Source organism: Roseibium album, from assembly GCF_965233825.1.
Lineage (GTDB): Bacteria > Pseudomonadota > Alphaproteobacteria > Rhizobiales > Stappiaceae > Roseibium > Roseibium album.
On the sequence record NZ_OZ247583.1, the window covers coordinates 79625 to 99833 of the forward strand.

The following is a 20209-nucleotide window of genomic DNA, read 5'->3' on the forward strand; positions in this document are numbered from 1 at the left end:
GAACCATACAATGAAAGATGCCAAGCAGGATACTGACGAATCTCGGAATGAGAACGGTTCAGCTCCCGACACAATAGATGCCTTTTTCAATCGCCTTGGCAATACGGCCGACGACCTTCCGAAAAGACTGAAACAGTTTGCGGATTTCATTGCAGCCAATCCCGATCGCGTTGCCGTTTCAACGGTCGCCGAACTGGCCGAAGGCGCCGATGTCCAGCCCTCTGCGGTCATGCGCTTTTGCCAGGAAATGGGGTTCACGGGCTTTTCCCAGATGCAAAAGCTTTTCCGATCCGGCTATTCCCGGAAATGGCCGGACTATGCAACGCGTCTCGACAAACTGCGCGAACACGGCGCTGAATCCCCGTCGGCCCTGCTTGCGGAATTCGTCGAGGTCGGGCGGGCATCTCTTGAAAACCTGATGACCACGGTCGAACCACGGTCTCTTCAACAGGCCGTTGATGTTTTGGCCCGCGCGGAAACGATCCATATGATCGGCTTTCGCCGCGCGTTCCCTGTCACATCCTATCTTGCATACGCCTTTGAGAAAATGGATGTCCCCGCGGTCCTTCACTCCGGGCTCGCAAATATCAACATGGAACATCTGATCAGACCCAATGACGCCGTGATCGCCGTCACGTTCGCCCCTTACACCCAGATGACACTCGATATTGTCGCAAGAGCCCGCGAAACTGGAGCGGATATCGTGGCGATCACCGATATGGTCACAAGTCCGCTTGCACGCTTCAAGGCTATCCAGCTGCTGGTTTCCGATCTCGACGTCGGTGCGTTCCGTGCTTTGTCCGCAAGTCTTTCTCTTGCAATCACTTTGGCCGTTTCCGTGGGTGCGCAGCGCAACAGAATAAACTGATTTTAGAAAAAATGTGTTGCAATCAATGAATTTTAGAATTTATATTCCATTTGTGGCCGGGACCTCCCGATGCCACCTTTGATTTCTGAAATCGCGGACGGGAGACTTGGTCCGCGAAATTGTTCTGGGAGGAACGGATGAAGAAGACATTGTTTGCGATGGCTGCAGCAGCTGTTGCATTTACGGGTTTGTCGACACCGGCTCTGGCTGAAGGGGAGCGTTTTGTTCTTGTCAGCCATGCGCCTGACAGCGACAGTTGGTGGAACACGATCAAGAACGGTCTGGCTCTTGCGGGTGAGCAGGTTGGTGCGGAGGTTGAGTATCGCAATCCGCCGACGGGTGACATTGCCGACATGGCGCGGATCATCGAGCAGACGGCGGCGTCCAACCCTGACGGCATCATCACCACGCTTGCCGATCCTGATGTTCTGAGCGGCCCGATCCAGAATGCGGTTGCCAAGGGCATTCCGGTGATCATCATCAACTCCGGCACGCCCGAGCAGGCCGCCGAGGTTGGCGCGCTGATGTATGTCGGCCAGCCGGAATATGATGCCGGTCTGGCGGCTGGACAGCGCGCCAAGCGGGATGGTGTTGGTTCGTTCCTGTGTGTGAACCACGTTGTATCGAACCCGGTTGTCGGCGAGCGCTGCCGCGGTTTTGCCGACGGTCTTGGTGTTGATCTTGGCGACAGCATGATCGACAGCGGCCAGGATCCGGCCGAGATCAAGAACAAGGTCAAGGCGTATCTGTCTGCCAATCCGGACGTGGACGCGATCCTGACCCTCGGCCCGACCTCTGCGGACCCGACCATCGGCGCTCTTCAGGACATCGGCAAGGCCGGCGAGATCTATTTCGGCACGTTCGATCTGGGCACCGAGATCGTCAAGGGCATCAAGGACGGCACCATTCAGTGGGGCATTGACCAGCAGCCTTTCCTGCAGGCCTACCTGCCGGTGATCGTTCTTGCGAACTACCAGCGTTTTGGGGTTCTGCCGGGCAACAACATCAACTCCGGCCCGGGCTTCATCACCAAGGATGCCCTTGCCAAGGTTGAAGAGTTTGCCGGCGAGTATCGCTAGGAGCGTCTTGTGACCGCCGCGTGGCGGTCACCTGGAGAGGCGGTACGCTGCCTCTCCCTTCAGGGCACGGACCCGAACCGGAACGACCGCGTTTGCAGGTCCGTTTCCTGGGACAGCACACAAGAGACCGGGCTGGCGCTGTCCCGCCTTGTCGACCAACCCAGGACATAAAGGTCTTGCGGCAGGGCCGCAGTGAAGCGGCCGGCCACACGGCACGCAGGAGGAAATCCATGGCTGAGTCCCAACCGACCGCCGCGCCTCAAAAGGATGAACGCGTCCGCGAGATGTCATCCTTGCGCAAGGCCCTGATCCGTCCCGAGCTGGGCGCGATCTGCGGCACAATACTCGTTTTCGTGTTCTTTCTCAGTATTGCCAGCGACAGCGGCATGTTCGCGCCTGAAGGCATTTTCAACTGGGGCACGGTTTCCGCCCAGTTCGCCATCATCGCCGTCGGCGCCTGTCTGTTGATGATCGCGGGCGAGTTCGACCTGTCCGTCGGATCGATGATCGGCTTTTCCGGCATCATCATTGCCCTGATGAGCGTCCAGTGGGGCTTTCCCACCTGGTTTGCCATTCTGGTCGCCTTTGCCCTGGCGCTGGCCATCGGCGCCCTCAACGGCTATCTGGTGGTCAAGACCGGCCTGCCCTCCTTCATCGTCACCCTGGCCTTTTTGTACATCCTGCGCGGTCTGACGATCTTCATTGCCATTGCCACCACCCGCAAGACCATCATCGGCGGCGTCAAGGATGCGGCCGAGGGCGATCCCATCGCCTGGCTCTTCGGCGGCAAGGTCTTCAACTGGCTGTTCGTCTGGCTGGCCGATCTGGGCGTGGTCGGCAAGTTCGTTGCCGGTCCCAAGGCCGGACAGCCGGTGGTCGAGGGCATTCCGATGCTGATGATCTGGGCCCTGATCCTGATCATCTTCGGTCATTTCCTGTTGACCCGCACCAAGTTCGGCAACTGGATCTTCGCCTCCGGCGGCGATGCCCAGGCGGCCCGCTATGTCGGTGTGCCGGTCAACCGGGTCAAGATCTCGATGTTCATGTTCACCGCCTTCTGCGCCACCATCTTCGCCACCTGCCAGGTGATGGAGTTCGGCTCCGCGGCCGCCGACCGCGGTCTGCTCAAGGAATTCGAGGCCATCATCTCCGTCGTCATCGGAGGGGCACTGCTGACCGGCGGCTACGGCTCGGTCATCGGCGCCGCGCTCGGCGCCCTCATCTTCGGTGTCGTCCAGCAGGGCCTGTTCTTTGCCGGCGTCGAGAGCTCGCTCTTCCGCGTCTTCCTCGGCGTGATCCTGCTGCTCGCGGTGATCCTCAACACCTATATCCGCCGCATGATCACGGGAGAACGTTGACATGAGCGATGCACTGATCGAACTCGTCGACATCCAGAAGCACTTCGGCCCGGTCATCGCCCTCAACGGGGTCACCGTGTCGGTCAAGGCCGGAGAATGCCACTGCCTTCTGGGCGACAACGGCGCGGGCAAGTCGACCTTCATCAAGACCATGTCCGGTGTCCACAAGCCGACCCATGGCAAGATCCTGATCGAAGGCAGGGAAGTAAACTTCGAAAGCCCCCGCGATGCCATGACCGCCGGCATCGCCACGGTCTACCAGGACCTGGCGATGATCCCGCTGATGTCGGTCACACGCAACTTCTGGATGGGACGCGAGCCGGAAAAGCGCATCGGCCCGCTCAAGTTCTTCGACTTCACCAGGGCCAACCAGGTCACCATGAGCGAGATGGCCAAGATGGGCATTCATCTGCGCTCGCCAGACCAGGCCGTCGGCACCCTGTCGGGCGGAGAACGCCAGACCGTCGCCATCTCAAGGGCGGTCTATTTCGGCGCAAAGGTCCTCATCCTCGACGAACCGACCTCCGCCCTCGGCGTCAGACAGACATCAAACGTGCTCGCCACAATCGACAAGGTCCGCAAAAAGGGCATCGGCGTTGTCTTCATCACACACAACGTGCGCCACGCAATGGCCGTCGGGGACCGGTTTACGGTCCTGAACCGGGGAAAAACCCTCGGCACAGCAGAACGCGGAAACATACAGGCCGAGGAACTGCAGGAACTCATGGCTGGCGGTCAGGAACTCGCTCAACTCGAAGGTTCTCTCGGCGGAACTGTCTGAGTGAAGAATAATTGACGGGATAAAGTCGTGAAAAAACTCGATGTCATCACCATCGGCCGCTCCTCGGTCGATCTCTATGGAGCACAGGCCGGCGGCCGCTTGGAGGATATGGCATCCTTCAACAAGTATATCGGCGGTTCGCCCACCAACATGGCGACCGGGACGGCGCGGCTCGGCCTGAAGTCCGGGCTGATTACCCGGGTTGGCGATGAACACATGGGGCGCTTTATCCGTGAAGAACTGGAGCGGCACGGCGTGGAAACACGCGGTGTCGTTACCGACAGGGAGCGCCTGACAGCCCTGGTTCTGCTCGGCATCCGGGACCAGGAACAGTTTCCGCTCATTTTCTATCGCGAGAACTGCGCCGACATGGCCCTGTGCAAAGATGATATCGATCCGCAGTTCATTGCCTCTGCAAAGGCCGTGGTGGCAACAGGAACCCATCTGAGCCATCCGCAAACCGAAGCGGCGGTGACGAAAGCCCTGACACTCGCCCGCGATAGTGGTGGCCGGACAGCACTCGACATCGACTACCGGCCCAATCTGTGGGGGCTTTCCGGGCATGGTGACGGTGAAAACCGCTTCATTGCGTCCGCCAAGGTCACCGAGAAACTGCAAGCAACATTGCATCTCTTCGACCTGATCGTCGGCACGGAAGAGGAATTCCACATTGCCGGCGGCACAACCGACACGGTTCAGGCCCTCCGGAACGTGCGCAATGTGTCCGGGGCAACACTTGTCTGCAAACGCGGACCCATGGGAGCCACCGCATTCGAGGGCGGCATCCCCGATAGCCTCGATGACGGTATTTCCGGGCCCGGTTTCCCCATTGAAGTCTTCAATGTTCTGGGCGCTGGCGACGGCTTCATGTCAGGCCTTTTGAGAGGCTGGATAAAGGGCGAGGACTGGGTCACCAGCCTGACCTACGCCAATGCCTGTGGCGCCTTCGCTGTCTCCCGTCACGGCTGCACGCCGGCCTATCCGAGTTGGGAGGAACTCCAGTTTTTCCTGAAACGCGGCGTAAAGACGAAAGCGCTGCGCAAGGACCCGGAACTGGATCAGATCCACTGGTCGACCAACCGGCAGTTTTCCCATGGGGGTGACTGGTCGACCATGCGCGTGTTTGCGTTCGATCACCGTATCCAGATCGAGCAGATGGCGGATGAAGCAGGCGTCACCCATGAGCATATCGGATTTTTCAAGAACCTGTGCCTCGACGCGGCGCTCAGCGTTGCACACGACCGGTCAGGCTACGGCATCCTTTGCGACAGCCGGCACGGCCGCGACGCGCTTTACCGGGCCGCCGGAACCGGGTTGTGGATCGGTCACCCTGTCGAATGGCCGGCCTCGCGTCCACTCACCCTGGAACCCGAAATCGGTCCTGATTTCGGTGGTCTGGCGGAATGGCCCACCGAACACGTGGTGAAAGTGCTGTGTTTCTATCACCCGGACGATTCCGAAGAGATGAGAACCGAACAGGAAGATATCCTGAAACGACTGTTCGCGTCCTGTCGGCGCAACCGCCTCGAGTTGTTGCTGGAAGTGATACCGTCAAAGGTCGGCGCAATCGACGACGACACGACCGCAACAATCATTCGGCGCATGTACGAGATCGGCATCTATCCGGACTGGTGGAAACTCGAACCCATGACCTCAAAAGAGGCGTGGTCGAAGGCCTGTGCAGCGATCACAGACAACGACCCCTACACACGGGGCATTGTCGTTCTTGGTCTCGATGCACCTGAAGATCAGTTGGCGGCAAGCTTTGCCCAGGCTGCTCAGTTTCAACTCGTGAAGGGATTCGCGGTTGGCCGCACGATCTTTGCCGATGCCGCCCGCAAATGGCTTGCGAACAGGATGACAAATGAAGAAGCTGTCGCGGATATGAGCAGTCGCTATGAACGGCTTTGCCACATCTGGGACGAAGCACGCAGCAAAGCGCGGCTGAACGAACCTCAAGGAATTCACGAATGAGCACGATCCGCCTCACCGCCGCACAGGCGATGGTCCGTTACATGGCGGCGCAGATGACTGAGGACGGCAACCGTTTCATTGACGGCGTCTGGGCTATTTTCGGCCACGGCAATGTCGCCGGCCTTGGAGAGGCACTTGAACAGGCGGGCAATGCGCTGCCCACCTGGCGCGGTCAGAACGAGCAGACAATGGCTCATACGGCAATCGCCTATGCCAAGGCCAACAAGCGGACCCGCGCAATGGCCGTCACGTCCTCCATCGGCCCGGGAGCGACCAACCTTGTCACCGCAGCAGCTCTCGCCCATGTCAATCGACTTCCCCTGCTCCTGATTCCCGGTGACGTCTTTGCAAACCGCGCTCCGGACCCGGTTCTGCAACAGGTGGAGGACTTTGACGACGGTACGGTGTCGGCGAATGACTGTTTCCGTCCCGTGTCGCGTTACTTCGACAGGATCAGCCGACCTGAACACCTGCTGACGGCCTTGCCACGCGCGTTTCAGGTCATGACCGATCCTGCCAATTGCGGACCGGTCACACTTGCATTCTGTCAGGACACCCAGGCCGAGGCTTTCGACTACCCGGAGAGCTTCTTCGAGCCGAAGGTCTGGCGCATTCGGCGCCCGGAGCCTGACAGCCGTGATATCGACGACGTCGCAGCGATGATCAAGGTTGCGGACAATCCGGTCCTGATATGCGGTGGCGGTGTTGTCTATTCGCAGGCAGAAGAGACGCTCGCGGATTTCGCAACCCGGCACGGCATTCCGGTCCTGGAGACACAGGCCGGCAAATCCGCCCTGGCCCAGTCCCATCCGATGAACTTCGGTGCCGCAGGTGTCGATGGCGCCGAGTGCGCCAACAAGCTGGCCGAAGTTGCCGATCTTGTCATCGGTGTCGGTACACGCTTTCAGGATTTCACCACCGGATCCTGGGCCTTGTTCAAGAACTCCGGCCGCAAACTCGTGTCCATCAACGTAAAGGGCTATGACGCATGCAAGCATGGTGCCACAGCCGTTGTCGGCGATGCCAAGGCCGCGCTTGAGAAGATCTCCAGTGCACTCGGAGATTACAACAGCGGCGCCTTCGACCCGCAATCCCGTCTTGACTGGCTCGCAAGGGTCGATGCCCATTGCACCGCCCGCACAAATATCCCGGAAGACTATCTTCCGCTCGATGCGGAAGTCATCGGTGCTGTTCAGCGCACCGCAACGCAAAAGACCATCGCCATGTGCGCCGCCGGCACCATGCCGGGAGCGCTCAAGCTGCTGTGGCAGGCACCGCAAGGCGGTTACCACATGGAGTATGGGTATTCCTGCATGGGATATGAAATTGCCGGAGCCCTGGGTGTCAAACTGGCGAAACCGGACCGGGATGTTGTCTGTTTTGTCGGAGACGGTTCCTACATGATGGCCAATTCCGAACTTGCCACTGCGGTCATGCGCCGGGTCCCTTTTACGGTCGTTCTAACCGACAACCGAGGTTATGGCTGCATAAACCGACTTCAAATGGGCACCGGTGGAGAGCAGTTCAACAATCTCTATCAAAACTGCAATGTCGAAGTTCAGCCGGATATCGACTTTGTCGCCCATGCTGCTTCCATGGGTGCGCACGCCGTCAAGGCACGGGACATTGCGGATCTGGAAGTCCAGATTCTGGCCTCCCGTGACCGGGCGGTCCCGACCGTCATCGTTATCGACACCGACCCGATGCACGGCCCGGGAGAGAACGGTGGTGGTCACTGGTGGGATGTTGCCATCCCAGAGGTTTCTTCCCGCGAGGCGGTCAGGACCGCGCGCGAGGGTTATGTGGCGGCGTTGAAGCATCAGCGCGCCGCGGATTAATTTTCTTCAGGACAAAACGCATGATCCAATACGGCACCAACCCGATCGCCTGGGCAAATGACGACGACCAGAGCCTCGGCGCACACATCCCGACCGAGCAGATCCTTGGCGAGGCTTCTGAAATCGGTTTCGATGGCATCGAAAACGGTCACCGCTGGCCCGATGACAAGGAAGAGCTGAAGCAGCTTCTCGGCAATCATGGCCTGAAATTCGTGTCCGGCTGGTATTCCCTTAACCTCCTTGCCCAGTCGGTCGAGGACGAAAAGAAAGCGATCCAGCCGCATCTGGACAAGTTGAAGCACAATGGCTGCAAGGTCTGCATTGCCTGCGAGACCTCCAACACCATTCAGGCTGCTGATGTCGATATCTCCACGAGCCCTGTGCTCAGCGAAACCGGGATGAAAGTCTTTGGCGCCAAGATGGAGGAACTGGCGGAATTTTGCGCAGGCCAGGGTATCGATCTCGTCTATCACCACCATATGGGCACCGTCGTCGAAACTCCCGACGAAATCGACGCCTTCATGGCGGCAACCGGCCCGGCAACGAAACTGCTGTTCGACGCCGGCCATTGTTACTTCGGCAGCAAGGGTGAAGACCCCGCTCTGATCCTGGAAAAATACATTGACAGGGTCAGGCATTTTCATGCCAAGAATGTTCGCCCGGGTGTCATGAAAGACATCAGAAATACAGGCAAATCCTTCATGGACGGCGTTCGTGCCGGTGTTTTCACGGTGCCGGGAGACGAAGAAGGCGGCATCGATTTCACGCCCCTCCTGAAAATCCTGAAGGACGCGGGATACGAGGGCTGGATCGTGATTGAAGCCGAACAGGATCCGGTTGCCCGCAATCCATTCCATTACCAGAGCCTCGGTCTGAAAACGCTCAAGACCGCAGCACAGGAGGTAGACCTGACATGAGCGAACTTCTGCGCAAGCCAGCCGGAAACGGCGGCAAGGTTCACGACATCACGATCGAAAACGCCAAAGGCCCCAAGTCGTCCGACTGGGGATATGTCGGTTTCGGTCTGTATCGGCTGAAGGCGGGGGAAACAGTGTCGGAACAGACTGGCGCTCTGGAAGTCATCCTGGTGATGGTGGAAGGCAAGGCGTCGATCTCCGCCGGCGGGAAAGACTTCGGCGAACAGGGCGAGCGCATGAACGTGTTCGAACAGCTGCCGCCACACAGTGTCTATGTGCCAAGTAGCGCCGACTGGTCGGCAACGGCAACGACCGACTGCACCATCGGCGTGTGCACGGCACCGGGAAAAGGCGGCCATGAGGCACGGGTTCTGCCGGTTCCCGAAAAAGTCACGCGCGGCAAGGGTGCCAACACCCGTTACATCTTCCCGATCGCAATGGAAGAGACGGATGTCGCCGACAGTCTCCTGGTCACCGAAGTCTTCACGCCGTCCGGCAACTGGTCGTCCTATCCACCGCACCGGCATGACGAGGACAACTTTCCGGACATGACCTATCTGGAGGAAACCTACTATCACCGTCTCAATCCGGATCAGGGCTATGGACACCAGCGCGTCTTTACCGAAGACGGTTCCCTGGATGAGACGATTTCAATGAACAGTCACGACGTCGTTCTCGTTCCCAGGGGACACCACCCCTGCGGCGCACCCTACGGATACGAGATGTACTATCTCAACGTCATGGCAGGACCGATGCGAAACTGGCGTTTCAAGAACCATCCGGATCACGACTGGATTGCGCAAAGAGACGCGGGCTGAAGGCCCGTTACTGAGATCTCAGGCGGTTCCGGACTTGATCCGGGACCACCTGAAAACAAAGCGATCGGCAGTCAGGATCAAGCCCGGGGCCGTGCATTCGACCGAAAGTCGTTTCAGGTGGCTGAAGCTAAGCCGCTTCGAAACAATCCACCAGCGCGCCGCGATGCTGGATGACTGTTCCTGCAAGCCTCGCCCCGGCGTCGACGCTTGCCCTGACATTGCCACTGGTCAGATATTCGGCAAGGAATGCCGCATTGAAACTGTCACCAGCCGCGGTGGTGTCGACAATGTCCAAAACGGGTTTCGGCTGAAAAGACTGCCTGTCTTCCCTTGAGGCGCAGATGACTTCCTCGGGACCATTCTTGACCACAACCATGCCGGCACCTGCCGCCAGATACCGGTCCGCACTCACGTCGGCAGTTGTATCCCCGAAATACGCAAGTTCATCTTCGAAAGACGGCATGACCAGGTCGCACAAGCCGGCGGCCTTCGTCACGCAGGCGCGCATGATGTCTGCACTCTCCCACAGACGCGGCCGGAGATTGGGATCAAAGGCCGTCTTCGCACCGGCCAGCCGCGCTTCCTTCAGGACCGCAAAGAAGGTTTCCCGGTCCCCCTGCGACATGATCGCCAGTGTGATCCCGCTGAAATAGATCAGGTCGACCCCGCCGATGGCAGAGCGAAGATGATTGCCGTCGGCAGCAAGGCAACGCGCAGCGGACTGGGAGCGCCAATAGGCAAAGCTGCGTTCCCCCTCTTTCAGCTGAATCATGTAGAGGCCGACCGTCCTGTCATCCAGTCTGCGAACCGGGTCGACATCGATGCCGGACTGCTTGAGAAAACCAAGCATCTGCTCGGACACCTGATCCTGGCCGACCGCGGTGAGGTAGCCAACATTCCAACTGTCCGGAAGGCACTTGCGCGCGTACCACGCCGTGTTCAAAGTATCTCCTGCAAACCCCATCGAAAATGTGCCGTTGCCGGTTGGAGCCATCTCAACCATGCACTCGCCGACGGCCAGAAACGTTTTAGACACAAGTTCCTCCCAAGGAATCATCATGGTGCCAGAGGCACACAAATCGCTGTTTTCTGCGATTTAAATCCATTTAAATTCGGCTTAAGTTAATATCACGAATGTTGAACGCGTCAATCGCCTTTCCCATCAGACTTTAGACAGGTCCGGAAACTGACGCCCTTTTGAAATCACTTTCAGGGACAAGGTGGCGGAAAACAGTCTCACGTCGGGGCGGGTGATATCACTTGATTCCGGCGCGCATGAAGCTTTGAACAAACTGGCGCTGGAACAACAGGAAGGCAATCAGCAACGGCCCCGATGTCATCAGGGTGGCTGCATTGATCACGGACCATTCGATGCCGCTGTCGATCGCCGAGAAAATACTGAGACCGACGGTAACAGGCCGCGTTTCGACTGAATTTGTCACGATCAGTGGCCATAGGAAATTGTTCCAATGGTGGCTGACGGACACCAGGCCATAGGCAAGATAAGTCGGTTTGGCGAGTGGAATATAGACTTTCCAGAGGACACCGAGGAAAGACGCTCCTTCTATACGTGCGGCCTCGTCCAGTTCCTTGGGAATTGTCATGAACGTCTGACGCAACAGGAAAATGCCGAAGCCGGAGGCGATATACGGCAAGGCGATCGCAGGGATCGTATCGACCAGATTGAGAAGCCTCATGGTCTTGTAGTTCTCGACCATCAGTATGTCGGGCATCACCAGAAGCTGAAGCAGCACAAGGGCAAACAGGATATTGCGACCGGGAAACTCGAACCGCGCAAACGCAAAGGCCGCCAATGTGCACAAAAAGAACTGTCCGGCGAGGATCATCGTCACCAGAATGAAGGTGTTCAGGAAATATCGGGCAAAGGGGGCCGCATCCCAGGCCTTGGAGAAGTTCTCCAGCGTAAGGGGGGCGAACAATTCAAACCGCGCCTCGTAGGCGGCGGGATGAAAGGCGGTCCAGACAGCATAGGCGAGCGGCAGCACCCAGATAAGCGCCAGCGCCCATGCGACACCGGTATTGAGAACACGGTCGAACGTCTCCGAGGTGCGGGTCATTTGTAGTGCACCTTCCTGTCGAAGAAGAAGAACTGGCCGATGGCGAGCAGCGACAGAAGTGCAAGCAGCGCAACTGTCAGCGTGGCTCCATATGCAGTCTCCCAGAAGCGGAATGCCACTTCGTAGATGTAAAACAACAGAAGCGCCGAGGCGTTGTCCGGGCCGCCGTCGGTCAGGATGAAGATGTGATCAACCAGTCGGAAGGAGTTGATTACAGCGTTTACGCAGACAAACAGGGTCGTTGGCATCAACAGCGGAAAGGTTATGCGCCAGAATATCGTCCAGCGCCCGGCCCCTTCGATCTGCGCCGCTTCCTTGAGCGAGACCGGGATCGCCTGAAGCGCCGCCAGGTAGAAGATCATGAAGAACCCGGCTTCTTTCCAGACCGTCACCACGATGATGGCATTGAGGGCCGTGTCGGGATTGCCGAGATAGTTGCTTGCGGGCCAGCCGAAAAGAAATCCGGTGATCTGGTCGAACAGTCCGAAGCCGGGCGTATAAAAGAACAGCCAGATATTGGCAACGGCAATCAACGGCAGGACCGTGGGCGTGAAATAGGCCATGCGCACAAAGCCGCGCCCCATCAGTTTCTCGTTGACCCACAAAGCCATCACGATGGCCAATCCGACGGAAGCCGGAATTGTACCGATCGCGAACCAGAGATTGTTCCAGAGCACTTTCCAGAAGACGGGATCGTTGACCATGCGATCGTAGTTTTCGAGGCCGATGAACTTCGCCGACCTGCGGCCGCGTGGCGTCGAAAAGAAGCTGTTGATCAACGTCGTGATTGCGGGAATGTGGGTGAAGGCGAACAGGAACACCAATGCCGGCATGAGCAACAGCCATCCATGGATCCAGTCCCGCTTCAATTTGAGTGCCCGCATCTTCATTACACTTCAAAAATTCTGGACTTTCGCCCGGGTCCGCCTTCTCGTGTCACCGACCCCGGCAAGTCCTGATTGAAAGAAGGAACAGGGCACCGGCAGGAGTACCGGTGCCCCGACCCATGACAATTCAGCGATATTCCGCGAGGATCTTGTCAGCCTGCTCCTGGGCTTCTTTCAAAGCGGTCGCAGGGTCTTTCTTACCGGTGATCGCGGAAGCCAGGGCATCGTTGAAGAGACCCGTCACGCGCTGGTTCTGGTAAGTGGACAGTTCTGCCTTGGCGAACTCGAGTTGGTCCCGGGCAACCAGAGCCGGTGCGAAATCGGCTGTATAGGCTTTCATCGTATCGGTATCCCAGGTTTCCGCACGCGGCGCGACATATCCGGTCGCAATGGTCCATTTCGCGGCCTGTTCCGGAGCGGTGATCCACTGGACGAATTCGACAGCAGCCTTCGACTGTTCGTCGGACGCACCCTTGAACAGGTAGAAATTGCCACCGCCCGTCGGTGCGCCACGGGTTTCCTTGGCCGGCAGCATGGCGACACCGAAGTCGAATGGCGCGTTGCTGCGCACATTTGTCAGGTTACCGGTGGAAGTCCACATCATGGCCGTCTGACCTTCAAAGAAGGCCTTGGGCGTTGCGCCCCATTCGATGATGCCCGGCGCCATTACTTCATGTTTCGTGCTCAGATCGACAAGGAACTGAAGAGCCTCGACAACTTTCGGGTCGTCGAAATTGGTCTTGTTGCCTTCCGCATTGGCAAGGATCGCCCCGTTTTCGATGGCAAGACCCTGGAACAGCCAGTAGGGGAAACCGGAAGACGGAATACGCACACCCCATTGCGTAACATTGCCGCTTGAATCCTTCTTGGTCAGTTTCTTGCCGAAATCAACCATCTCGTCCCAGGTTTCAGGTGCAACATCCGGATCAAGACCAGCGTCCTTGAAAGCTTCCTTGTTCCAGTAGAGCACCGGTGTCGAGCGCTGGAAGGGAATGCCATAGGTCTTGCCACCGGTCTGGCTGTTTTCCATGAAGGCAGGATAAAAACCCTCAACCCACTTCTTGTCTTCATCGGTGGTGAGATAATCATCGAAAGGAATGATCAGGTCTTCATCGATCAGGGTGAACATGTCGACGGACAGGATGACCGAAAGCTGCGGTGGATTGCCGCCGCGCGACGCGGTGATCGCCTTGGCCACGGTATCCTGGTAGGAACCGGCGTAGACAGCATCGATGTTCACACCCGGGTTCTGAGCGATATATTCGTTCGTCAGCTCCTGGATGGTTTCGGCGGCCTTACCGCCAACAGCGACCGGGAAATAAAATTGCAGATCAACAGCCTGAGCGGACGCCCAGGTGCTGAAGGAAAGAGCCGTTGCAGCAACGGCTTTCAGGAAAGTTGACTTCAACATCTGTTTACTTCCTAAGGTTTGAACATCCGCAACAAAGCGGCTGGTCTACGCGGGCGCGCGCAGTCGGTCAGGAACGCAACAGCGTTCCGAATTCTGAAACGAGATCATCCCTGCGTCGACCGGTGTCGGCGTCAAAGACATGAAGCGCGTCGGGTTCGAAACCCAATTCGATAGCCTCGCCCGGTGCAACCGGGCGCGTTGTCGGCAACCGCACCTGAAACGAGGTGTCAGCAACGACACAATCTGCGAGAATGTCGGCACCGAGATACTCGACGGCTCTGACGGAGGCTGATACGGGACCGCTGTCCTGAAGGTGCATGGCTTCCGGACGAACACCGAGCTGAAAATCCGGTGCGGTGCAGAGTTTTTTGAATGCGTTTGCCGGAAAAAGGTTCATCGGCGGGGTTCCGATAAACCGGGCCGCAAACGGGCTTGCCGGCTTTTCATAGAGCTCCCGGGGCGCCGCCGCCTGTTCCAGCCGGCCATTGTTCATGAGAACGACTTGATCTGCCATGGTGATCGCTTCCACCTGATCGTGAGTGACGTAGACCATGGTGAAGCCCAGCTGTTGCTGAAGGGACCTGATTTCGAGCCGCATTTCATGGCGGAGCTTGGCGTCGAGATTCGAAAGCGGTTCATCCATGAGGCAGATCGGTTTTTCGCCGATAATCGCCCGCCCGAGTGCAACACGCTGTTGCTGCCCGCCCGAGAGCTGGCCCGGCTTGCGCTCGAGCAGTTGCGACAGGCCGAGAAGGTCTGCAACCTTTTTCAGCCGGGAGTCACGCTCGGTGCGGTTCATGCGCCGGACCTTCAAGCCGAAAATAATGTTTTCCGCTACGCTCAGATGCGGAAACAACGCATAGGACTGGAAAACCATGGACAGGTCACGCTTGGAGGACGGCCTGCCGGTAACGTCATTTCCGCCGATCAGGATCTGCCCGCCGCTCACACTCTCAAGGCCGGCGATCATCCTCAGGGTGGTAGACTTTCCGCACCCGGAAGGACCGAGCAGCGCCGTGAATGATCCGGCGGGGATCTCGATTGACAGCGCATCGACTGCAATCGTTTCGCCCCAGACGCGGGAAACATTTTCTAGGCCGATCGGTTTGCCGGAAATTGATAGTTGACCGTTCACCATCACAAGCCACTCCCTTCACCCGCAACGATAAACTCGGTCGCTTCTCCTTCGAGGCTTGCCAAGAATTCCCCGGGCACGGGCCGGTCGGTAAAAATTGCGTCAACATCTTTCAGCTGTCCGCCGCGAACATGTGCACCACGTCCGAATTTGCTGTGATCCAGAACAAGGAACGACTTTCGGCAGTTGGCCAGGATCGACTGCCTGGCGGCGACTTCGTCCTCATGAAAGTCCAGCAGCGTTCCGTCTTCATCGACGCCCGCCACACCGAATATACCGACATCGACCTTGTAGTTGGAGAAAAACGTCTGCGCCGCAGACCCAAGGATATCCCTGTCTCCGTGGCGCAGACGGCCACCGGCGATGGTCACCTGAAAGGATGGGTTGCTCGACGCTGTAAAGGCGACATTCAGATTGTTCGTGAATATCGCAAGTTTTTCATGACCGGTCAGTGCCTGCATGACGATCTCCGGTGTCGTACCAATCGAAAATGCAAGCGACTGATTGTTCTCGATCCTTGTGGCAACCTGCTCTGCAATCAGTTGTTTTTCAGGGTGATTTAGAATCTGCCGCGTAGAGTAGTGAATATTGGAGGCCGGGGCCGGCGGCTCGACACCACCATGTGTCCGACGCAAAACGCCAAGTTCACACAGCCCGTTGACGTCCCTCCGGATGGTCTGGGTCGTCACCTCGAAACGCTCGGCAAGCTCTTCGACCGACGCAAAGCCCGCTTTCTGCACGAGGTCTGCGATTTCCGCCTGACGTTTTGAAATGTCAACTTGCCCAAGCATATGCCTTCGACCCGATATCTGCTGAGCCGCCACGACTGGAGTCGAGAGCGGATGAACTGCAAGCACTTCGCGTTGACTCGAAAACAATCAACCTCGAAGTGCGATAAATCATTTTCATATGAACATTATTCGACGTTCATATGAAAATGATATGACATTTTTGACGTCTCGCGAACCGTCAGTCTGAAATTTTAATGAAAACGGAACCGTTGCAGGGACTTAAAACGGAGTCTGCAAGGGCGGTTGAAGGAGTTTACGGGAGAAGATTGGTCGGCAAATGTTGAAACGATGAAATTCAGCGTCTTTTGCCGTCATCTGCCAAAAGATGAATTCCGGCATTTCGACGTCACGATCGAAAACATTCACCATTGCCAGGAATTGTCCCGAAAGCGAAGATTGGAGCCATGCTTGCACGGGTAATCACAGGCTCCGCAGCCTGCACGAAGGCTGCCTTGTTCCCGCCCTTGAGGTCCTCGACCAAAAGGTGCCCCTCGTCACTCACAGGGGAACGGCTGTCAGGCCATGGTTCAAGCCGGCCACCGGCTGTTTGCAACGACCGGAGACACGAAGACATCCATCCCCCGGAAGAGGGGGATAAATGCGCAGGTTCTCCGATGCTTTCAGCCGGTTCGCTCTTGCGTGTCGGCTTGCCTTCACCGATACAACAAGGATCGCCCGTCCCCGTCGAAAAGATGCAGTTTCTCCGGCACCGAGTTCAGCCGGATATTCGTGCCTTTGGCGATGCGGTGAATTCCCGGAAGTTTGGCAACCAGACCCGGTTCGCCGTTTTGTGACCTGAAGTAGAGAACCGTGGTCTCGCCCAGCGCTTCCACCATGTCAACGTGTGCGGAAACGAGGTAGTCGTCGCTCTCCGTAACTGTGAGGTCTTCGGGTCGAACGCCGAGCTTGAATGTGCCGCCCACATCACCGTCGACCGATGCAATGGGGACATCCGCATGCCCACCGTCGGCCATTTTCACAGATGTGGTGTCACCGGTTGCCGTCACCTTCGCTTCGATCAGGTTCATCGCCGGTGACCCGATGAACTGGGCGACGAAGGTGTTTGCCGGCCGTTCATAAAGATCCAGTGGCGCACCGAATTGCTCGACATTGCCTCCATGCAGCACCACGATCCGGCTTGCGAGTGTCATCGCTTCCACCTGGTCATGAGTGACGTAGACCATCGTGCTTTCCGGCATGCTCTCCTTGAGTTGCGCGATTTCGATCCGGGTTGCGACCCGCAGGGCGGCATCCAGGTTGGAAAGCGGTTCGTCAAACAGAAACACCTTCGGATCCCGCACGATGGATCGACCGATGGCAACCCGCTGTCGCTGCCCACCGGAGAGAGCCTTCGGCAGGCGGTCGAGATATTCGGTCAACTGAAGCGTTTCTGCCGCATTCTTGACCGCCTCGTCGATCTCTTCCTTGGACTTGCGCGCGAGTTTCAGCGCAAAGGCCATGTTGTCGTAGACGGTCATATGCGGATAGAGCGCATAGGACTGGAACACCATGGCGATGCCGCGTTGCGCCGGTGGTACGTCGTTGACCACGACATCATCGATCTCAAGCGTACCACCGGTGATCTTTTCAAGTCCGGCAATCATGCGGAGCAACGTCGACTTGCCGCAGCCCGACGGGCCGACAAATACAATCAGTTCGCCCTGTTCGATTTCCAGGTTGATGTCACGCAGAACTTCGATTTCACCGTAGGACTTGCAGACGTCTTTCAAGGACAAGGAGGTCATGTCGGCTGCTCTCCAAAAGGTTTCGTGTTCATGTTACTTCACCGATCCGGCTAGCAGGCCGCGGACCAGATACCGCTGCATCGCAAAAAAGACGGCAAGCGGAACGGCAATCGAAACGAAGGCGGCCGTTGCCAGGATTTCCCAATTGCCGCCACGCGTGCCGAGCAGTTCGACGATCTGGTTGGTCATGACGGTTGTTGACCCCGTCGCGTCGATCAGGAACACCTTGGCCACCAGAAGATCGTTCCAGGTCCACAGGAACTGGAAGATTGCGAACGACGCCAGGGCCGGGAAACTGAGTGGCAGAATGATACGGGTGAAGATCTGGAAATCGGTCGCGCCGTCCACCTTGGCATTTTCGATGATATCCCGGGGCAGTCCAACCATGTAATTCCTGAGGAGATAGACCGCGAGTGGCATGCCGAAGGCCGTATGGGCAAGCCAGACCCCCAGATACCCTTTCCCGATGCCTATTCCCAAATGCAGCCTCAGGAGAGGTATTAGCGCAAGCTGGAGCGGCACGACCAGAAACCCGACCACGGCCGCAATCAGCAGCGCCCGTCCGGGAAATTCCATCCAGGCAAGCGCGTAGGCAGCAAACGCTGCAACAACGATCGGAATGATGGTCGCAGGGATCGTCACCGTCAGCGTGTTGAAGAATGCCTTGGCCATGTTGTCCTGGCCGGATCCGGAAAACAGGATCGTGGTATAGTTGCCGAGCGTGAATTCAGGCGGCACGGTTGCGGTGATGAAGATCCGTTGCCCCCGCCCGGAAAGTTGTTTGTCATTGCCGCGCCAGACATAACTGCCGTCAGCCTGAAGGGTCACGCTTTCGCCGTCCTTCATCTCCGCGGTGTCACCGGGTTGATAGGCGGAGACATTGCGGGAAGACACACCCCAGGAGCGGATGTCCCTTGGGTCACCTTCGAAAATATTGCCCTTGACGACGAACATGTCGCCGTCCGCCACTCGGTTGTCGTCCGGATCGGCGGCCCGATAGACTTCGTTCTGTTCTGCTGGAAACAGCGCAGCCCACCAGCCGGAACTCGAAATCTGGTCAGCGGTCCGGAACGACGATACGAACAGGCCGATCGTCGGAAACAACCAGAGCAGCACAAGCAGGGCAACCGAGATATGAACTGCCCATGTCAAAGCGGATTTTTTGCCGGCAATGCTGGCCATCACTTCATCTCCTTCCGGGCGTTGTAGACGTTCCAGACGAGGATTGGCGTCACAAGCAGCATGATGACGATCGCGCTCGCCGAGCCGATGCCCCAGTCATTTGCGCGAAACAGCTTGTCGTACATGTAGTTGGCCAGAACCTGCGTTTCCCACTGACCGTTTGTCATCGCGAATACGATATCGAAGACCTTCAGAACAGTTAGCGTGATCGTGGTCCAGACAACGACAATGGTTCCCATGATCTGCGGAACCTTAATCTTGAAGAAGATCTGAAAGGGGTTCGCGCCATCGATGATGGCTGCCTCGACTGTCTCCTCCGGAATGCCCCGCAAGGCTGCGGACAGGATCACCATCGCAAAACCGGTCTGGATCCAGATCAGGACGACCATCAGGAAAAAGTTGTTCCAAAGCGGAATCGTCAGCCATGTCTGTGCTTCGCCGTAAGGCAGGCCGCCGATCCAGAGCCCAAGCAAGGAGCTTATGGACACCCAGATCAGCCAGAGGGCGCCGCCGGCGACAAGCAGGCGCAGCGGAAGCAGCCAAACCGACTTGTCTTCACCCTTGGCGATGATCCCGCGCACGAACGACCATGCAACGGAGGCGACAATGACGACAAACCCGACAAGCAGGATTGACGGCAACACCTGCAACATCAGGATAGATCCGATGCCACCATCGAGTTTCAACCAGATCGCGTTCAGGATACCGATCTGGTTCTGGTCCTCCGGACGCGTGTCGTAAATCAGTTTGAAAATGACCGAAGCGCCGACGAAGGATATTGCCATCGGCATAAAAATGAGGGATTTGGCTAGGTTTCCCCATCTGATCCGGTCGGTCAACTGCGCAACGAGCAGACCGAATGCGGTCGATATGGCAGGGACGACAATCAGCCAGAGCATGTTGTTCTGGACCGCTTCCCAGAATTTCGGTTCATCCATCATCTGGCGATAGTTTGCCAGTCCGACGAAGGCGCCACCCTGGTCCCTGTCGGTGAGTGAAAGCCGAAGCGTTTCAAAAACCGGGTATGCTAGATACAAAACCAGTGCAAACAATGCCGGAAACAGAAACAGCCAGGGGCGGATCATGTTCGCACGATTGATGTTCCGTCCTGCATTCGGACCGGATGCCGGAAAGAGCACCTTGTCGAGGAACAGGTTCGACAAAAAGAAGTATCCGAGGCAGCCGCCGACACCAATTATGATTACCGTCAGCCCATAGAGCGCCGGGTTGTTCGAAAACATGGCCGTTCCATCCCTTTAGTCATTGCAGTTCCTTCCCGGAATTTCCGGGCAGAACCTGTCTTGGGGAAAAAGGAGCGTAAAGTGCGCTTTCGTATCAAACGACAAC

Annotated in this window: 17 protein-coding genes; 8 read left to right on the forward strand and 9 right to left on the reverse strand. The window is 57.6% G+C overall.

Translation table 11 applies throughout. From position 1 onward, the window contains the following. The first annotated feature begins 10 nt into the window (after window positions 1-10). From ACO6TI_RS00365 to iolB, 8 genes are all read left to right on the forward strand, one after another. Complete coding sequence (locus tag ACO6TI_RS00365; RefSeq protein WP_104704841.1) at window positions 11-868, forward strand: SIS domain-containing protein; 858 nt, start codon at window positions 11-13, stop codon at window positions 866-868. Between the two features lie 137 nt (window positions 869-1005). After that, the gene (locus tag ACO6TI_RS00370; protein WP_055113422.1) at window positions 1006-1947 is read left to right on the forward strand and encodes a sugar ABC transporter substrate-binding protein; all 942 of its coding nucleotides are present in this window, start codon (window positions 1006-1008) and stop codon (window positions 1945-1947) included. A gap of 230 nt (window positions 1948-2177) precedes the next feature. Continuing rightward, window positions 2178-3305, forward strand: a complete 1128-nt coding sequence (locus tag ACO6TI_RS00375; RefSeq protein WP_055113424.1) for an ABC transporter permease — start codon at window positions 2178-2180, stop codon at window positions 3303-3305. A gap of 1 nt (window position 3306) precedes the next feature. Continuing rightward, window positions 3307-4086 carry an ATP-binding cassette domain-containing protein gene (locus ACO6TI_RS00380; protein ID WP_055113425.1) on the forward strand — a complete coding sequence of 260 codons (780 nt, stop codon included), beginning with the start codon at window positions 3307-3309 and terminating at the stop codon, window positions 4084-4086. Between the two features lie 27 nt (window positions 4087-4113). Next, window positions 4114-6060: a bifunctional 5-dehydro-2-deoxygluconokinase/5-dehydro-2-deoxyphosphogluconate aldolase gene (locus ACO6TI_RS00385; protein ID WP_422384139.1), complete on the forward strand. Its 1947-nt coding sequence runs from the start codon at window positions 4114-4116 to the stop codon at window positions 6058-6060. After that, entirely contained in the window at window positions 6057-7898 is a 1842-nt protein-coding gene (gene iolD / locus ACO6TI_RS00390; protein WP_422384140.1) for a 3D-(3,5/4)-trihydroxycyclohexane-1,2-dione acylhydrolase (decyclizing), read from the forward strand. Before ACO6TI_RS00385 ends, iolD begins: the two co-directional genes overlap by 4 nt. Window positions 7899-7918: 20 nt before the next feature. Continuing rightward, complete coding sequence (iolE, locus tag ACO6TI_RS00395; protein WP_108875942.1) at window positions 7919-8815, forward strand: myo-inosose-2 dehydratase; 897 nt, start codon at window positions 7919-7921, stop codon at window positions 8813-8815. Beyond that, complete coding sequence (gene iolB, locus ACO6TI_RS00400) at window positions 8812-9633, forward strand: 5-deoxy-glucuronate isomerase (protein ID WP_055113677.1); 822 nt, start codon at window positions 8812-8814, stop codon at window positions 9631-9633. The genes iolE and iolB overlap by 4 nt, the downstream gene beginning before the upstream one ends. Window positions 9634-9760: 127 nt before the next feature. Here iolB and ACO6TI_RS00405 read toward each other — a convergent pair whose 3' ends face one another. The 9 genes from ACO6TI_RS00405 to ACO6TI_RS00445 form a co-directional block, all read right to left on the reverse strand. Further along, window positions 9761-10669: a sugar kinase gene (locus ACO6TI_RS00405; RefSeq protein WP_422384141.1), complete on the reverse strand. Its 909-nt coding sequence runs from the start codon at window positions 10667-10669 to the stop codon at window positions 9761-9763. 220 nt (window positions 10670-10889) lie between these two features. After that, window positions 10890-11711: a carbohydrate ABC transporter permease gene (locus tag ACO6TI_RS00410; protein WP_422384142.1), complete on the reverse strand. Its 822-nt coding sequence runs from the start codon at window positions 11709-11711 to the stop codon at window positions 10890-10892. Beyond that, entirely contained in the window at window positions 11708-12595 is an 888-nt protein-coding gene (locus ACO6TI_RS00415; protein WP_197000033.1) for a carbohydrate ABC transporter permease, read from the reverse strand. The genes ACO6TI_RS00410 and ACO6TI_RS00415 overlap by 4 nt, the downstream gene beginning before the upstream one ends. A 130-nt stretch (window positions 12596-12725) precedes the next feature. Further along, the gene (locus ACO6TI_RS00420; protein ID WP_196878659.1) at window positions 12726-14009 is read right to left on the reverse strand and encodes an ABC transporter substrate-binding protein; all 1284 of its coding nucleotides are present in this window, start codon (window positions 14007-14009) and stop codon (window positions 12726-12728) included. Between the two features lie 67 nt (window positions 14010-14076). Beyond that, a complete protein-coding gene (locus ACO6TI_RS00425; RefSeq protein ID WP_197000032.1) occupies window positions 14077-15147 on the reverse strand; it encodes an ABC transporter ATP-binding protein in 1071 nt (356 codons plus the stop codon). After that, a complete protein-coding gene (locus tag ACO6TI_RS00430; RefSeq protein WP_196878658.1) occupies window positions 15147-15935 on the reverse strand; it encodes a DeoR/GlpR family DNA-binding transcription regulator in 789 nt (262 codons plus the stop codon). The genes ACO6TI_RS00425 and ACO6TI_RS00430 overlap by 1 nt, the downstream gene beginning before the upstream one ends. Before the next feature lie 653 nt (window positions 15936-16588). Then, window positions 16589-17680, reverse strand: a complete 1092-nt coding sequence (locus ACO6TI_RS00435) for an ABC transporter ATP-binding protein (RefSeq protein WP_055113687.1) — start codon at window positions 17678-17680, stop codon at window positions 16589-16591. A 33-nt stretch (window positions 17681-17713) separates the two neighbouring features. Further along, window positions 17714-18862 (reverse strand): carbohydrate ABC transporter permease, encoded by a 1149-nt coding sequence (locus ACO6TI_RS00440; RefSeq protein WP_055113689.1) that lies wholly within the window; start codon window positions 18860-18862, stop codon window positions 17714-17716. Beyond that, window positions 18862-20103, reverse strand: coding sequence for a carbohydrate ABC transporter permease (locus ACO6TI_RS00445; RefSeq protein ID WP_055113692.1), 1242 nt, complete (start codon window positions 20101-20103; stop codon window positions 18862-18864). Before ACO6TI_RS00445 ends, ACO6TI_RS00440 begins: the two co-directional genes overlap by 1 nt. Window positions 20104-20209 lie beyond the last annotated feature (106 nt).

Bases quoted from the DNA above. Each gene is read 5' to 3' on its own strand.
- ACO6TI_RS00365 (WP_104704841.1), top strand. From the start codon at position 11: ATGAAAGATGCCAAGCAGGATACTGACGAATCTCGGAATGAGAACGGT.
- ACO6TI_RS00370 (WP_055113422.1), top strand. From the start codon at position 1,006: ATGAAGAAGACATTGTTTGCGATGGCTGCAGCAGCTGTTGCATTTACG.
- ACO6TI_RS00375 (WP_055113424.1), top strand. From the start codon at position 2,178: ATGGCTGAGTCCCAACCGACCGCCGCGCCTCAAAAGGATGAACGCGTC.
- ACO6TI_RS00380 (WP_055113425.1), top strand. From the start codon at position 3,307: ATGAGCGATGCACTGATCGAACTCGTCGACATCCAGAAGCACTTCGGC.
- iolD (WP_422384140.1), top strand. From the start codon at position 6,057: ATGAGCACGATCCGCCTCACCGCCGCACAGGCGATGGTCCGTTACATG.
- iolE (WP_108875942.1), top strand. From the start codon at position 7,919: ATGATCCAATACGGCACCAACCCGATCGCCTGGGCAAATGACGACGAC.
- iolB (WP_055113677.1), top strand. From the start codon at position 8,812: ATGAGCGAACTTCTGCGCAAGCCAGCCGGAAACGGCGGCAAGGTTCAC.
- ACO6TI_RS00410 (WP_422384142.1), bottom strand. From the start codon at position 11,711: ATGACCCGCACCTCGGAGACGTTCGACCGTGTTCTCAATACCGGTGTC.
- ACO6TI_RS00415 (WP_197000033.1), bottom strand. From the start codon at position 12,595: ATGCGGGCACTCAAATTGAAGCGGGACTGGATCCATGGATGGCTGTTG.
- ACO6TI_RS00420 (WP_196878659.1), bottom strand. From the start codon at position 14,009: ATGTTGAAGTCAACTTTCCTGAAAGCCGTTGCTGCAACGGCTCTTTCC.
- ACO6TI_RS00425 (WP_197000032.1), bottom strand. From the start codon at position 15,147: ATGGTGAACGGTCAACTATCAATTTCCGGCAAACCGATCGGCCTAGAA.
- ACO6TI_RS00430 (WP_196878658.1), bottom strand. From the start codon at position 15,935: ATGCTTGGGCAAGTTGACATTTCAAAACGTCAGGCGGAAATCGCAGAC.
- ACO6TI_RS00435 (WP_055113687.1), bottom strand. From the start codon at position 17,680: ATGACCTCCTTGTCCTTGAAAGACGTCTGCAAGTCCTACGGTGAAATC.
- ACO6TI_RS00440 (WP_055113689.1), bottom strand. From the start codon at position 18,862: ATGGCCAGCATTGCCGGCAAAAAATCCGCTTTGACATGGGCAGTTCAT.
- ACO6TI_RS00445 (WP_055113692.1), bottom strand. From the start codon at position 20,103: ATGTTTTCGAACAACCCGGCGCTCTATGGGCTGACGGTAATCATAATT.